Annotated in this window: 13 protein-coding genes and 1 pseudogene; 6 read left to right on the forward strand and 8 right to left on the reverse strand. The window is 66.8% G+C overall.

The annotated features are described in order from the left end of the window. The first annotated feature begins 255 nt into the window (after positions 1-255). Together AX681_RS00675 and AX681_RS00680 are read left to right on the forward strand one after the other, a co-directional pair. On the forward strand, positions 256-426 hold the full coding sequence (locus tag AX681_RS00675; protein WP_066656104.1) for a CsbD family protein: 171 nt from the start codon (positions 256-258) through the stop codon (positions 424-426). Positions 427-597: 171 nt separating this feature from the next. After that, the gene (locus tag AX681_RS00680) at positions 598-906 is read left to right on the forward strand and encodes a helix-turn-helix domain-containing protein (protein WP_197421786.1); all 309 of its coding nucleotides are present in this window, start codon (positions 598-600) and stop codon (positions 904-906) included. A gap of 3 nt (positions 907-909) precedes the next feature. Here the strand turns inward: AX681_RS00680 and AX681_RS00685 are convergent, their stop codons facing one another. Genes AX681_RS00685 through rimO form a run of 4 tightly spaced genes read right to left on the reverse strand, consistent with a single transcriptional unit; the run spans position 910 to position 6,286 of the window. Further along, complete coding sequence (locus AX681_RS00685; protein ID WP_066655934.1) at positions 910-2,562, reverse strand: thiamine pyrophosphate-binding protein; 1,653 nt, start codon at positions 2,560-2,562, stop codon at positions 910-912. A gap of 49 nt (positions 2,563-2,611) precedes the next feature. Next, positions 2,612-4,006, reverse strand: coding sequence for a leucyl aminopeptidase family protein (locus AX681_RS00690; protein ID WP_066655932.1), 1,395 nt, complete (start codon positions 4,004-4,006; stop codon positions 2,612-2,614). A gap of 36 nt (positions 4,007-4,042) precedes the next feature. Then, positions 4,043-4,957, reverse strand: coding sequence for a hypothetical protein (locus AX681_RS00695; protein ID WP_066655930.1), 915 nt, complete (start codon positions 4,955-4,957; stop codon positions 4,043-4,045). Beyond that, complete coding sequence (rimO, locus tag AX681_RS00700; RefSeq protein ID WP_066655928.1) at positions 4,958-6,286, reverse strand: 30S ribosomal protein S12 methylthiotransferase RimO; 1,329 nt, start codon at positions 6,284-6,286, stop codon at positions 4,958-4,960. A gap of 200 nt (positions 6,287-6,486) precedes the next feature. Between rimO and AX681_RS00705 the strand changes: the two genes are divergently transcribed. After that, on the forward strand, positions 6,487-7,869 hold the full coding sequence (locus AX681_RS00705) for a hypothetical protein (RefSeq protein WP_066655918.1): 1,383 nt from the start codon (positions 6,487-6,489) through the stop codon (positions 7,867-7,869). A 69-nt stretch (positions 7,870-7,938) separates the two neighbouring features. Beyond that, positions 7,939-9,639 (forward strand): sensor histidine kinase, encoded by a 1,701-nt coding sequence (locus AX681_RS00710; RefSeq protein WP_156455967.1) that lies wholly within the window; start codon positions 7,939-7,941, stop codon positions 9,637-9,639. A gap of 1 nt (position 9,640) precedes the next feature. Here AX681_RS00710 and AX681_RS00715 read toward each other — a convergent pair whose 3' ends face one another. From AX681_RS00715 to serS, 4 genes are read right to left on the reverse strand one after another with little or no spacing between them, the layout of a single operon-like run. After that, positions 9,641-10,675: a potassium channel family protein gene (locus tag AX681_RS00715; RefSeq protein ID WP_066659590.1), complete on the reverse strand. Its 1,035-nt coding sequence runs from the start codon at positions 10,673-10,675 to the stop codon at positions 9,641-9,643. Continuing rightward, on the reverse strand, positions 10,672-11,736 hold the full coding sequence (locus tag AX681_RS00720) for a M23 family metallopeptidase (protein ID WP_066659591.1): 1,065 nt from the start codon (positions 11,734-11,736) through the stop codon (positions 10,672-10,674). Before AX681_RS00720 ends, AX681_RS00715 begins: the two co-directional genes overlap by 4 nt. Positions 11,737-11,748: 12 nt before the next feature. Beyond that, entirely contained in the window at positions 11,749-12,513 is a 765-nt protein-coding gene (gene surE / locus AX681_RS00725) for a 5'/3'-nucleotidase SurE (RefSeq protein WP_066659592.1), read from the reverse strand. After that, a complete protein-coding gene (gene serS, locus AX681_RS00730) occupies positions 12,510-13,787 on the reverse strand; it encodes a serine--tRNA ligase (protein ID WP_066659595.1) in 1,278 nt (425 codons plus the stop codon). The genes surE and serS overlap by 4 nt, the downstream gene beginning before the upstream one ends. An 89-nt stretch (positions 13,788-13,876) precedes the next feature. Here serS and AX681_RS00735 point away from each other — a divergent pair, with 89 nt between their 5' ends. Both AX681_RS00735 and AX681_RS00740 read left to right on the forward strand, forming a co-directional pair. Further along, positions 13,877-14,320 (forward strand): host attachment family protein, encoded by a 444-nt coding sequence (locus AX681_RS00735; RefSeq protein WP_066659597.1) that lies wholly within the window; start codon positions 13,877-13,879, stop codon positions 14,318-14,320. A gap of 159 nt (positions 14,321-14,479) precedes the next feature. Next, a pseudogene (locus tag AX681_RS00740) lies at positions 14,480-14,827 on the forward strand (hypothetical protein); the annotation flags it as partial.

A 14,827-nucleotide genomic window follows, 5' to 3' on the forward strand; every position in this document is an offset into this window, starting at 1 on the left:
GGCTCGCCCCCGCCGCAGCCCAGATCGAGCAGCTCGGCCCGGGGTGGCAACATCCGTTCGAACCGTTCGATCCACGTGCGTTCGGGAAAGCTGGTGCGGCGCGCGGCATCAAAGGCTGCGGCGTGGCGCTGATACAGGTCGACAATCCGGTGGGGCATCGTCCGAACCTCCGGAGCAAGGGCGGATATTTCGGAACGCATACCGGGACCGTTGGTTGATAGGGAAACCCCGACCCCCGGGCCAATGGAGACCATCATGGGCGAACTCGTCGACAAGATCAAAGGCAACGTCAACGAAGCGATCGGCAAGGCCAAGCAGCAGAGCAACGATCCCGACACGCGTGCGGAAGGTGCGCAGCAGGAAGGCAAGGGCAAGGCGCAGCAGCTTGGCGGAAAGATCAAGGGCGCGCTTGGCGACGATATCTGACGCGCGTCGCTGCATTTAAGATCGGAAAGGGCCGTTTTCTGCGGGAAACGGCCCTTTTTCGTGGGCGAATCGAATCGACTCGCTGCGCGATTCGAGTCATGAAGGCGTTCCGCACCGGGACAGTCCGGTATTGTCAGCTTGCCGGGGGGCTTGACGACGATGAACGCCGCGATGGAACAGCCGATCTTGCCGTTTGCCAGGGGCGACTGGCGGGTCGAGCCGCGTGGGAGCGTGGGCAGCGCGCTCGCGGAAGCCCGGCGTCGTCGTGCGCTGTCGATCGAGGATATCGCGGCGGAAACCCGCGTGCCGATCCGATACCTCGCCGCGATCGAGGCGGAGCGGTTCGACGTGTTTCCGGGCCTGATCTATCTCAAGGGCTTCGTCAAAGCGTTCGCCCGCGCCGTTGGCCTGTGCGAACGCTGGGCGGTCGAGGCGGTGGAGGCCGCGCTGATGGACGCACGCCGCCTCGCCAGCGCCTGACGCTTATCCCCGGATCGCGGTGATCGTCGTCGCCGGGGTGATGATCTCGACATCGGTTTTCAGATGCAGCAGGCGGACGCCACATTCCGCGAGCGCGCGGTCGAGCGCGGGTGCGAAGTCTTCGGTGCGTTCGATGGTCTCGGCCCAGCAACCATAGGCGCGGGCGAGCGCGGCGAAATCGGGATTGTGCAGCGTGGTGCCCGACAGGCGCGTGGGAAATTCGCGCTCTTGATGCATGCGGATCGTGCCATAGGCACCGTTGTCGATCACCAGCGCCAGCATGTCCGCGCCATGCTGGACCGCGGTCGCCAACTCCTGCCCGTTCATCAGGAAATCGCCATCGCCGGCGAGCGCGATGGCGAGCTTGTCTTTGCGGCGCAGCGCGGCGGCAATAGCGGCGGGGGTGCCATAGCCCATCGCGCCAGCGGTCGGGGCCAATTGCGACGGCTGCGCGCCATAGCGCCAATAGCGGTGCCACCAGCCGGAAAAATTGCCCGCGCCGTTGCAGACGATCGCGTGATCCGCGTCGATCCGCTCCCGCATCGCGGCGACGCACTGGCCAAGGTCGAGCGCGATGCCGTCGCGTGGCTTTGGCGTCGACCAGTCCTGCCACTCGGCATGCGCTTCGGCACCAGCGGGGCGGGGAGTGGCGGGTGCATCGGCGGCGGCCAGCATCGCGGCGAATTCGAACACCGGCGCGGCGATGCCGAGGTCGGCACGATAGACGCGGTTCAATTCGCCCGCATCGGGATGGACATGGATCAGAGTCTGTCCGGGATGGTCCGGCGTGACCAAAGTATAACCGTCGGTGGTCGCCTCTCCCAGCCGTGCGCCGACGACGAGCAGCAGATCAGCGGCCTTGATCCGCGCAACCAACTTGGGGTTGGGGCCGTAGCCGAGATTGCCCGCCCAGGCCGGGGAGCTGTTCGGGATCGCGTCCTGCCGCCGGAAAGCGCCCGCGACCGGGATGCCCCAGCTTCGCGCGAAGCTGTCGAACGCCGCGCCGGTCGCAATGTCCCAGCCCGCGCCGCCGACGATCGCCACCGGGCGCTCGGCAGTGCGCAGCAGGTCGAGCACGTCGGTGAAGTCCTCCGGGTCCAGCCCGGCGCTGTGCCGGGTCAGGCGCGGACGGTCGAGCGTCTCGACGACATCCAGTAGCATGTCCTCCGGCAACGCCACCACGACCGGACCGGGTCGCCCGCTGATCGCGACGTTCCACGCACGTGCGACATATTCGGGGATACGCGCGGCATCCTCGATCCGGGTCGCCCATTTGGCGAGGGGGCCGAAAAAGGCCGGGAAATCGACTTCCTGAAACCCCTCGCGATCGCGCATCGTCCGGTCGACGTCGCCGATGAACAGGATCATCGGGATCGAATCCTGCATCGCGACATGCACGCCGATGCTGGCATTGGTCGCGCCGGGACCGCGCGTGACGAAGCAGATGCCGGGCTTGCCGGTCATCGCCCCGTCCGCGCACGCCATGAACGCCGCGCCGCCCTCTTGGCGGCAGGTGACCAGATCGACCTGCGGCACATCGTGCAGCGCGTCGAGCACCGCGAGAAAGCTCTCGCCCGGCACATGAAAGATGCGGTCGCAGCCCTGGGCCACGAGGTTGTCGACCAAGATGCGGCCACCGTTGCGCGAATTCGTCATCGGAGCACCTTGCCGTCGCGAGCGCGCGAAGTCGAGCCGGTTGCGGCGGTTACGACCTGTCGGCGTAGCGCGCCTTCAGCATCGCCCAGGTCGCGCGCAGGCCCGTTGCATCGCCACCCTTGGGGCGACCCGGCTTGGCGGCAGGACGCCACGCGAACAGGTCGAGATGCGCCCAGGCGATGTGCTTGGGGACGAACCGGCGGAGGAAGAGGGCGGCGGTGATCGGGCCGGCGAAGGGGCCGTCGGGGGCGTTGACCATGTCGGCGATGTCCGACTTCAGCATCTCGTCATAGCCGTCCCACAAGGGTAAACGCCACAGCGGATCTTTCACACTGTCCCCGGCATCAAGCATCGCGCCCGCCAGCGCATCGTCATTGGCGAACAGGGCAGGGAGGTCAGGGCCAAGCGCGACGCGCGCCGCGCCGGTGAGTGTGGCAAAATCGAGGATCAGCCCCGGCTTGCCCTCCCCCGCCTTGGTCAGCGCGTCGCCGAGGATCAGACGCCCCTCGGCATCGGTGTTGGTGTTCTCGACCGTCAGGCCCTTGCGCGTGTTCAGCACATCGCCGGGTCGGAAGGCATTGCCGGCGACCGAATTCTCGACCGCTGCCACCAGCAGATGCAGCCGCACCGGCAGCCGCTGCGCCATGACCAGCCCGGCCAGCGCGATCGCGTGCGCCGCGCCGCCCATGTCCTTCTTCATCAGCCGCATGCCAGCGCTCGGCTTGATGTCCAGCCCGCCCGTGTCGAAGCAGACGCCCTTGCCGACCAGCGCCAGCCGGGGATGGTCGGGATTGCCCCATTCGAGCTCGATCAACCGCGGTTCGCGCCCGCGCGCCGCCGCCATGCCGACCGCGTGGATCATCGGATAGCCCTGCTCGAGCGCATCGCCGCGCGTGACGGTCGACGTTGCGCCATGCGCTTTGGCCAGCGCCTCGATCTCGGCCTCCAGCTCCGCCGGTCCCATGTCGGAGGCGGGGGTGTTGACCAGATCGCGCACCTTGAACGTCGCGCTGGCAAGGCGCAGCGTCTCCTCGATCCGCCCGGGTTCGCCGGTCAGCAGGACACGCGGTCCTTGCGCGCTTTCGTCCTTGCGGTAGCGGTCGAAGCGATATTGCGCGAGCACCCAGCCGAGCATCGCCGCGCCGGGCTCGCCGGTCGCAAGGCGATAGGTGCCTTCGGGCAGCTGCTCGCCGAGCGAGGCGATGCGGAAGGGCGAGGTCTCCGCCTCGTCGCACACCAGCAGCATCGCCCAATCCTCAGGCCCTTCGCCGGGCAGCACCGCGCGGTTGCCCGCCTTGCCGGTCAGCTTGTGCGCGGCGGTGGCGGTGCGGATGCGTGGCGGCTGGGCTTTGAGCCACTCCTGCCACTGATCGGGGTGGACGACATGGATGGTGCGCGCGGACTGGCCGCGATCGGGCTGTAGCAGCAGGGAGAGGTCGGTCATTGCCGATGATCTAAGCTGCGCGCTCGGCAACGGCAACTAGCGGGCGAGCCGCGTCGTTGGCGCGGTGCAGCGCTCCATCGCCCGGTCGATCATCGCAACCAGCCGGTTGCCGCTCTCCGCCAGTCGCGCCGGGTCCAACCCGCGCTCCTGCGTCTCGAAATTCACATAGGGCAGGCCGCGCAGCAGGGCATAATTGGACAGTGACCCATCGCTGACGCTCACGCGCTCAAACACGACATTGAAGTCGGCCAACGCCAGCGCCTTGCCGCACCAGGCGGAATAGGGCGAGGCGCCCGCGCGATAGGCGACATAAGCGAGGCTGTCGTCGTCATCGAACGGCCATGCGCGGGCCTGCGACGCCGATGGCTGCATGACGTCATCGCAGAAGCGGATCGACACCTCACCGCGCCCCGGCGGGTCGGACTGGTTGCAGCGTGAGTTGCGCGTGTCGAACCCGGGCGAATTGGTGTGCAGCGCGATGATCGGCAGCGCCCCGCGCCGCGCATCGGCAAGAATGGTGTTGGCGTAGAGCGGCGTACCGTCGCGGAAGTTTCGATTGGGGTCGATCGGTCCGCCGCGATCCACCGCGGCGTTGCGGCGGCGGCCATCCTCGGCAATCCCGGAATCGACGACAATCATCACCCCGCCATAAGCGCGCACCCCGGCCAGCCCGGCTTCGAACCCCGCATTCTCGTTATCATGCGGCACGAACCACAATGGCCCGCGCGGAGTCTTGATATTCACAATGCGGAACAGCCGCCAAGACCCTCTTTCTTCGCGAAATTCGACCTTGCTGACCGACAGTCCGTGCCACGTTGCGGGGTCGCGATGGCGCGCAAAGTCATCGTCCGAAAGCGTCAGGGGATCGACCGGCTCGCTACGCACACCCGGCTCCGGCGCGATCCCGGCCAGCGCAAGCCAGACCGGAAGGGCGAGGAGCAGGCGCCTCATTCAGGCCCGCGGCGCGCCGTAAAGGTCGTGATCGTCCGCGTCCTCGATCTCGACCTTGACGATATCGCCCTGCTTCAAATGGCCCGCGTCGCGCAGGAAGACGGTGCCGTCGATTTCGGGTGCATCGGCCTGTGACCGCGCATTGGCGCCGTCACCCTCGACCTCGTCGACGATCACCTCGAGCGTGCGGCCGATCTTGGCCTGCAGCTTGGCGGCGCTGATCGCGGCGGTCTTTTCCATGATGCGGGCGTAGCGCTCTTCCTTGACCTCTTCGGGCACCGCGCCCGGCAGGTCGTTGGCGGCTGCACCTTCGACCGGCTCGAAGCGGAACGCGCCGACACGGTCGAGCTGCGCTTCGTCCAGCCAGTCGAGCAGATATTGGAAGTCTTCCTCGGTCTCGCCGGGGAAGCCGACGACGAAGGTGGATCGGATGGTGATGTCCGGCGCGATGCTGCGCCAGTTGCGGAGCCGCTCCAGCACCTTTGCCTCGTTCGCCGGCCGGCGCATCGTGCGCAGCACCGACGGCGCGGCGTGCTGGAACGGGATGTCGAGATAGGGGAGGACCAGCCCCTCGGCCATCAGCGGGATGACCTGATCGACATGCGGGTAGGGATAAACATAGTGCAGCCGCACCCATGGAGCGATCTTGCCGAGCTCGCGGGCGAGATCGGTCATGTGCGGCACGACCTCCGCCCCCTTCCACATCCGCGGTTCCTTGCGGATATCGACGCCATAGGCCGACGTGTCCTGGCTGATCACCAGCAGTTCCTGGGTCCCGGCCTCGACCAGCTTCTCCGCCTCACGCAGGATCGCGTCGGGGCGGCGGCTGACCAGATCGCCGCGCAGCGCGGGGATGATGCAGAAGGAGCAGCGGTGGTTGCACCCCTCGCTGATCTTCAGATAGCTGTAGTGGCGCGGGGTGAGCTTCAGCCCGCTTTCGGGGACGAGGTTGAGGAAGGCGTTGGGCGGCATCGGGGCCGCGTCGTGGACCGCGCCGACCACTTCCTCATATTGGTGCGCGCCGGTGACCGCGAGCACATTGGGGAAGCGGGCGCGGATGACATCGGCCTCCTGGCCCATGCATCCGGTGACGATGACACGGCCATTTTCCGCAATCGCCTCACCGATCGCCTCCAGCGACTCTTCCTTGGCGCTGTCGAGGAACCCGCAGGTGTTGACCAGCACCACATCGGCACCGGCATAATCGGCCGACATGGCATAGCCGTCGGAACGGAGTTTGGTCAGGATACGCTCGCTGTCGACCAGATTCTTGGGACAGCCGAGCGACACCATGCCCACCTTGGGGGCTTCGGGAAGACGCGTTGCCATGATCGGTGCGCGACATAGGTGAATTTGCGAAAAAAGATAGGGGCGGGGATGATCCGGTGCCCATGCGCACCGAACTTGTCTGTTGCCATCCGCAAATCCCCCGCACACGCTGTCAGCGCGTTGTAAGTGCGTGGTTTTCACCTGAGGAGCGGGGGCTCCGGCCGGATGGACGCTGTACGATGTCAGGATGTGGGCGGAACTTGGTCGCAGCTGGGCTGATCGCGATCGGCATGGCGGTCGCTGCACCTGCGCTGGCGCAAGGAGCCGGGCGCGTTCCGGTGCCACCCGAAGGAATCGCCGCGTTCGACAAAGGTGAATATGGCAAGGCGGCGGAGTTCATCATCCCCGCGTTCGAGCATTGCAGGACCACGCGGCCCAAGGACGGGGCCTGCGCAGATCTGGCGATGGCTGTGGCGGTGCTGGTGGCGACTGCGGGTAACGCCAGGGTCGAGTCGAACATCCTGAGCGCGCAGAGCTATATCGATGCGCAGGTCGGACGCGACACGACGGAGGCGTTGGGGGTGCTCGGCGCCGTAACCAGCTATTATGACCGACTGGTCCAGATGGAAAAAAATCTGCCGCACGCCGAACGGCGCCTGACCCTGTCCCGCAAGCTCAACGGTCCGCTTGCGCGCACCTCGGTCGCCGCGGCTATCGGCTTGTGCGTGGTCAAGTGGAACCTGGGCAAAGGGCAGGAAGCGGTGGAGCTGCTCGCGCCGCTGCTGGACAAGCTCCCCACCAGGACCCCGCAAGAGGCGCTGCTCGCGGGGAGCGTCTATGAATGCACCGGTACCGCATATTACGCGATGGATCGCGACCGCGAGGCGGGGCCGGCGTTCCGGAAGGCGCTGGCGTTGTTTGAACAGGCCGAGGGGGAACGGGGCGAGCGCGCCATCGATGTCATGGCGAGTCTGGCCAATACCCTGCGTCGGCTGCGGCGTGATGCCGATGCGCGGGCAATGGCGGCGCGGGTCGCTGCTTTGGCCAAACCCGACGCAGCGGCGCGCGCACGGATCGCGTGGTGGGCGGCACCGGGCGCTGCCGATCAGGTGGGTGCGGCCCGCGCCGAGCTGGCCAAGGCCGAGGCGCAATATGGGGCGCAGTCGGTGATGGCCGACATGGCAGCGGCGAACCTGGGAGTGGCACTCAGCGAGGCTGGACGAGCGGCCGAGGCTGAACCCTATCTGGCGCGCATTTCGGCGGCCGCAGCCAATGAAGCGACACCGCCGGCGTTCCGGATCAAATTGCTGACGGGGCAGGTCACTTTGCTCTTGAAGCTCGATCAAGGACGGTTTGACCGGGCGCTGCCGGCAATCGAGCGCCTGGTCGCGCTTGCCAAAAGCACCGGCGCGGGCAGCGACAGGATTTTGATCGACTTTCAGATGTATGCCGGGACGATGCTACTGCTGACCGACAAGTCTGCGCGCGCCTATCCGCTGCTGTCCGATGCTGGTGCGCTGTTTATGGAGCGCCTGGCCAGTTATCGGGATTTCGATCCTGCGGCGCTGCGGGAGACACGGGAATATGCCCCGATCTTCCAGTTCAAGGTGGCGGCTGCCTGGAGGCTGGCGCAGCGGCGCTAAGGGGTCTGGTTTTCGGTTCGCGCGCGCTGTAGCGTCGCGTCGGGGAGCAGCTCGAACGGCTGGTGACGGGTGCAGGTACCGAACATCCTACTGACGATCCTGCGTCAGCCAGCAGCACGGCTCGTGACCGTTTCGGGCGTGCTGTTCGTCGTCATCGCCTGGGCCACGGTGATCTGGCAAATCGTCGAAGATCGCAGCGCGGCGATGGAAGCGGCGGTGCGGGAAAATCGCGGGCGTGTTGTCGCCTTCGAACAATATGTGCGGCGGACGCTGGAGGCGGCGGATCTGGCGAGCGTCTATCTCGACGAGCGCTTTCGCGGTGAGCTGGGCGCCGGGGGCGTCACGTCAACGCGCAAGATTGTCCTGCCGCAATATTTCGATCCCGTCATCGTGGGTGCCGAGATTGCCGATGCGGCGGGCAATGTGCGGTTCAGCACGCATGGCGGCCAGGCCCCGAGCGTGCGCGACCGCCGGGTCTTTCGCGAGCTTCGGGACACGGCGGGCGTTGCCCGTGCCATTTCCAGTCCGACGCTGCAGCCCGATACCGGCGAAACGGTATTACTCGTCGCCCGGTCGCTGCGCGATGCACGGGGCCGGTTTGTTGGTGCAGTCGCGGTCGAGATCCCGGCACGGCGCTTCGTCGATTTCAATGCGGGTCTGGTCTATCGCCCAGCCGACCTCATCTCGATCATCTCGCTGCGCGGCCTGACGCTCGCGCGACGCGAAGGCGGGGTCGTCAGCTGGGGACAGGACCTCAAGGGCACGCTGGTGATGCAGCGTCAGGCGGCGGCGCCGAATGGTGAATATTGGGGCCCCAGCGTGCTCGATGGCAAGCGGCGACTGTTCAGCCATCAGCGGTTGGCCAACTATCCGATTTTTGTCACCTCGGGCGTGGGCGAGGCCGATGTGCTGGGGCCGGCGAACCGCCGCGCGGGCTGGTTCCTCAGCCTGACCACGGCGTTGACACTGGTCGTCGGCGCGCTGCTCGCGCTGTACTTCCGGCACATCCACAACCAGGCCTTGGCGCAGCGGCGGTTCGACCTGATGCGTGACGAGTTTGCGCATTCGGCGCGCGTGTCCTCATTGAGCGAAATGGCCGCGGGACTGGCCCACGAGCTCAATCAACCGCTGACCGCCGCGTCCAACTATCTCGCCGTGGCGGAGCTGATGAACCGGGGTGACGGCACGCGTGAAGGCATGGCTGGCCAGCTCCATCAGGTGCGCGGGCAGATCGCGCGTGCCGGCGACATCATCCGGCGCATCCGCGACTATCTGTCCAAGGGGAATGCCGAGCTGCGCATCGAGCCGATCGATGCGACGATCCTCGACGCAATCGCGCTGGCGCAGGGCGCGAACGCGGTGAGCCATGCGCGAATCGCCTATGCAGGCGGGCAGGCAGCGAACCGGGTGCTGATCGACCGGGTCCAGATCCAGCAGGTGCTGGTCAATCTGATCCGCAATGCCGAGGAAGCGATGGCCGCTATGCCGATCGAACGGCGCGCCATCCGCATTCAGGTCAAACCGCAGTCGGAAGAGCTGCTGGAAATCCGGGTCGACGATGACGGTCCCGGCTTTCCGCCCAGCGTGCTGGAGCAGTTCAACCTGCCGTTTATCTCGACCAAGGCCGCGCACGGGCTCGGCATCGGCCTGTCGATCTGCCGCCGGATCATCGAAGTGCATGGCGGCACGCTGAAAGCGTGGAACCGGCCAACCGGGGCGAGTGTGAGCTTTACGGTGAAGCGCGAGGCGGTGCTGCGCGCTGTGGCGTAGATTATCGCGCGGTGACGGAACCCGGTGCCACGATCTCGACAATGACGTCATTTGTCTCGAGTGCCTTCGCCGCAGCATCGAAAAAGCCGTGCGGCTCGCCACTGCGATAAATGCGTACGCCCAAGCCCGTGGTGATCGCCGATAGCGGCTTGCCGATCTCGTCCGGCTTGACGCAGCGTTCCGCCAGATGCACGCGCCCATCGACCGAAGCGAGGTCGAGCATATAGTCGGCAACATGCGTGCCTTCGACCGATCCGGCGAGCAGCAGGCCGGCGAAGCTGACCGGGTTGATCACGGTGTTTGCGCCAGCCGCGCGCGCCGGAAACTCATTGTCATCCGCCTTGATAATGATCGAGATCGGCACGTTGGGCGCGAGATGGCGGGCGGTCAGCGTGACGAGGATCGAGGTGTCGTCGCGTCCGGTTGCCACGATCAGCGTCTTTGCCTGATCGATCCGCACATCCTGCAGCGTCTGATCGCGGGTCGCGTCGCCGACCAGCACGTTGCAGCCCGCTTCCTCGGCCCGCGTCAGCGCATGTTCATCGCCATCGACAACCACGATGCAGGCAGGGTCGATCCCGCGCGCGATCAGTTCGTTGACCGCGTCCGAACCGGTCTTGCCGAACCCCGCGACGACGATGTGGTTGGTGAGCATCTTCTGGATCTGCGCCATGCGCCACCTGTCCCATGTGCGTTTGAGGATGAATTGATAGGTCGTGCCGATGAAGATCAGGATCACGAAGATGCGGATCGGCGTCACCACCAGTGCGTCGAACATGCGCGCGCCGGGAGAGATCGGCACGATATCGCCATAGCCGGTCGTGGTGATAGAGATCATCGTGAAATAGATGATGTCGAGAAAGGTGATGTGCTGGTCGAAATTGTCGCGCAGCCCCTCGCGATCGAACCAGTGAAACGCGACGGCGAAGGCATATAAGCCAATCACCGCCCCGACCCGCCACGCGATCGACACCCAGGGCGACACGCGCGACTTGCGGCGCAGCGCGGCGTGGGGCGGGATGCGGGAACGGTTCAACGGGCGGGCAGTCTCGGCAGCGGATCGACGGGGGTGCGACCCTGACGCAGCTCGAAATGCAGCTGCGCCCGGTTCGTTCCGCTGTCGCCGGACAGCGCGATCATCTGTCCGCGTTTCACGCTCTGACCGCGCTGCACCAGCAATTGCCCGGCATGGCCATAGACGCTGGTCCAGCCGCTGCCATGCTGCAGGATCACGAGGCCGCCGAGCGAGGGGATCTCGCTGCCGACATAGGCGACCGTGCCATCAGCGGCGGCGAGGATCGGGGTGTCGAGCGGCACTGCGATCTTGATCCCATCGCTGCGCTCGCCGCTCGCAATCGGCCCGAAGCGGCGGATCACATTGCCCTTGGCGGGCCAGGCGAAGCCGCCGCGCAACGTGGTCGGCCCTGCAACCGCGGCGTCGGGCGGCAGGATACGCGCCGACGAGGCGGTCGGGCGCGTCGGGCGCGCTGTTTCGGCAATGGCAGGCTGACCGCCGGTCACGATATCGTCGATGTTGAGACGGAAGGCCGCGGCGCGCTCCTCCAACGTCATCGTGCGCGGATCGCCCGGGATGAGCAGGCGCATTCCGGTCCGCAGGATATAGGGTTCGGCGAGATCATTCTCGGTCACGATCCGGCCCCAGTTCACGCCATAGGCGCGGGCGATGGCGATGCCGGTCTCTCCCGCCCGAACCAGATGATAACGCCCGCCGGGGATCGACAGCCGCTGTCCGACGCGGATGGTGTAGGGCGGGGGGATGTTGTTGGCCCGCGCAATCGCTTCCGACCCCGCGCCGGTCTTGTCTGCGACGCGGCGCAGCGAGTCGCCCGGAACCACGACATATTCCGACGCCGGGATGGTGCGCGCATCAGCCGTGACGCGGCGTGCTTCCCAGGCCGATACGGGGGCGGGCAGCGCGGGAACATCGTCGCGGCGCGGCGCGACGGTCGGATCTGCCGGGTCCTCAGCCGGGGCGGTGCGGACCGATGGTCCGGCACCCGGCGGGATGCATCCGCCAACAAGCGGCCCAAGCAGCAGCGCCGCGATCCATCCAGCCCTGTTCCCACTGCCCCGCATGACCCACCCGACTTAGCAAAATGTCCGGTTGAGCATAACAAGCGATTCACGATGCGTCAGGTCCAGATGCAGGGGCGTAACAGTAATCCACCCCTGCTCGATCGCCTCTAGGTCGGTGTCGGCGACCGGCGTGTGCGGAACGCGGCCCAGACCGAACCAGTAATAGTCGAACCCGCGCGGGTCGGTGCGCTTGTCGAGCTTGAGCCGTCCATAGTCGCGCAGCCCTTGCCCGACCGCCTTGATCCCGGCCACCTCACTGGCGGGCAGTGGCGGGAAATTGACGTTCATCAGCGTGCGCGGCGCCCAGTCGGCTGCGATCAACGGGCGCAGCACGCGCTCGCCCCAAAGCTCAGCCGCCTCGAAGCTGACCTTTTCGCCCGGCGCGGTGAGCGCGTAACGCTGGCTCAGCGCAATCGAGCGGATGCCTGCGAGCGCGCCCTCCATTGCCGCCGAGACGGTCCCGGAATAGCTGACATCCTCACCGAGGTTCGCGCCGCGATTGACGCCGGACAGGATCAGGTCGGGCGGGCCGTCCTTCATGATCTCCGCCAGCGCCATCATCACCGCGTCGGTCGGCGTGCCGGTGACCGCGAACCGCCGCTCGCCGAAGCGGCGCAGGCGGACGGGATCGGTCAGGCTGAGCGAGCGGCCCTTGCCCGATTGTTCCTCCAGCGGCGCGACGATGGTGATGTCGTCGGAAAGGGTGCGCGCGAGGCGCTCCAGCACCTGCAGCCCGCGCGCATGCACGCCGTCGTCGTTGGTGAGGAGGATCCTCACCCGCGCGGCTCGAGCCGGTTGAGCCCACGCAGATAGGGCTGGAGCACCTCCGGCACCGCGACCGCGCCGTCTTCCTGCTGGTAATTCTCCAGCACCGCGACCAGCGTGCGACCGACCGCTAGGCCCGAACCGTTGAGCGTATGCACGAACGCCGGCTTGCCCTCTGCGGTGCGGTAGCGCGCGTTCATGCGGCGCGCCTGGAAATCGCCACAGGTCGAGCAGGACGAAATCTCGCGATAGCGCGCCTGCCCGGGCAGCCAGACTTCAAGGTCGTAGGTCCGCGTCGCGCTGAACCCCATGTCGCCGGCGCACAGCAGCATGCGCCGGAAGGACAGGCCAAGCCGGGTCAGGATATTCTCGGCGCAGGCGGTCATCCGCTCATGCTCCGCTTCGGACTGCTCGGGCGTCGTGATCGAGACCATCTCGACCTTTTCGAACTGGTGCTGGCGAATGAAGCCGCGCGTGTCGCGGCCCGCCGCACCGGCCTCGGACCGGAAGCAGGGGGTGAGTGCGGTGAGGCGCAGCGGCAGTTCCTCGCCGCTCAGGATTTGCTCGCGCACACTGTTGGTCAGGCTGACTTCGGATGTCGGGATCAGCCAGCGGCCATCGGTCGTGCGGAACGAATCCTCGGCGAATTTGGGCAACTGGCCCGTGCCGAACATGATCTCGTCGCGCACCAGCACCGGGGGTACGCACTCGTCATAGCCATGATCGCCGGTCAGCGTGTCGAGCATGAACTGGCCGAGCGCACGATGCAGCTTGGCCGCAGGGCCGCGCAGCAGCGTGAAGCGCGATCCGCCGAGCACCGCGCCGGTATCGAAGTCGAGCCCCAGCGCGGGACCGAAGTCGTGATGCTCGCGCGGCGCAAACCTGAAGGCGGGCTGGGTGCCGATCGTGTGGACGAGCTGGTTGTCGTCCTCGCTCGCGCCATCCGGAACATCGGCGGCAGGCAGGTTGGGGATCGCGGCGAGCGCCGTGCGCAGCGCCTCGTCCGCTGCACTCTGGGCGAGGTTGAGGTCCTCCAGCGTCTGCTTGAGCCCCGCGACCTCGGCCATCAGCGCCTGCGCGCGCTCCTCGTCCTTCGCCGCCTTGGCTTGGCCGACCTGCTTCGACAGGTCGTTGCGGCGCGTCTGCGCCTCCTGCTGCTGCGTGGTCAGCGCGCGGCGCGCTTCGTCGAGCGCGACCAGCATTTCGGCCTGCGGCTCGGTGCCACGACGGGCAAGGGCGGCGTCGAACGCCTCAGGATTCTCTCGGATGGCGCGGATATCGTGCATGGGCGCAGGCTATGGCGAGCCATGCGGGACTAGGCAACCCGGCGCGCGCGGCATGCGTTCACCCTGTGCAACCCAATCAGGAGAGAGCGATGCAGGTTCCGCACAACGCAATGGTGGTGGTCGCCGATGGCCGCAAGATGCTGTTCCTCAGGAACGCGGGCGACAACGTCCACCTGAACCTTCAGGTCGAGCGCAAGCGCGAGCAGGACAATCCGCCCGATCGCGAACAGGGTACCGACTCGCCGGGCCGGAGTTTCTCAAGCGTCGGGCCGGGCCGCAGCGCTTATGAGGAGACCGATTTCCACCAGCTGGAGGAAGACCGCTTTGCCGCGGAGACGGCGGAGTTGCTGAAGAAACGCGCGCTCAACAATGATTTCGAATCGCTGATCATCGTTGCCCCGCCGCGCACGCTCGGCGAATTGCGCAAACATTATCACAAGGAAGTGAGCGAGCGGCTGACCGGTGAGATCGACAAGACGCTGACCGGCCACCCGATCCCCGACATCGAGCAGGCGCTGATCGACGCGGAGTAAGCCTGCGCTGGTCGCCGCGGCGCTTATTCGGCTGCCGCGGCGTCCTTTGCCTTGCGGTTCTGGAACCGCTTGCGCACCACCAGCGCCGCTGCGGCCGCGCCGAACAGCAGCACCATCGGGGGCGCGGGAACCGGCTCGGGGCCACCCGAGGAACTGCTCGTGCCGCTCGACGTGCCCGACGAGGTCGAGCTGCTGGTCGAGGTGCTCCAGCCGCTCGACGTGCTCCACCCGCTCGAAGTCGACGACGACACGTCACCCGAGGACGAAGCCGAGGTCGACGAGGCCGAAGAGTTGGACGACGACGTCGACACGTCACCCGACGAGCTGGCCGAGGTCGAGGTCGAAGACGACACATCGCCCGAAGACGATGCCGAGGTGGACGAGGACACGTTGCCGCTCGACGAGGACGATACATCGCCAGACGAGCCGCCCGATGCCGAGCTGGTCGAGGAGGACGATCCACCCGAAGAGGTCGAGCTCGACGATGCGCCCGACGAGGTGGAGGAC

Source organism: Sphingomonas sp. CCH9-E2 (assembly GCF_001557215.1).
Lineage (GTDB): Bacteria > Pseudomonadota > Alphaproteobacteria > Sphingomonadales > Sphingomonadaceae > Sphingomonas.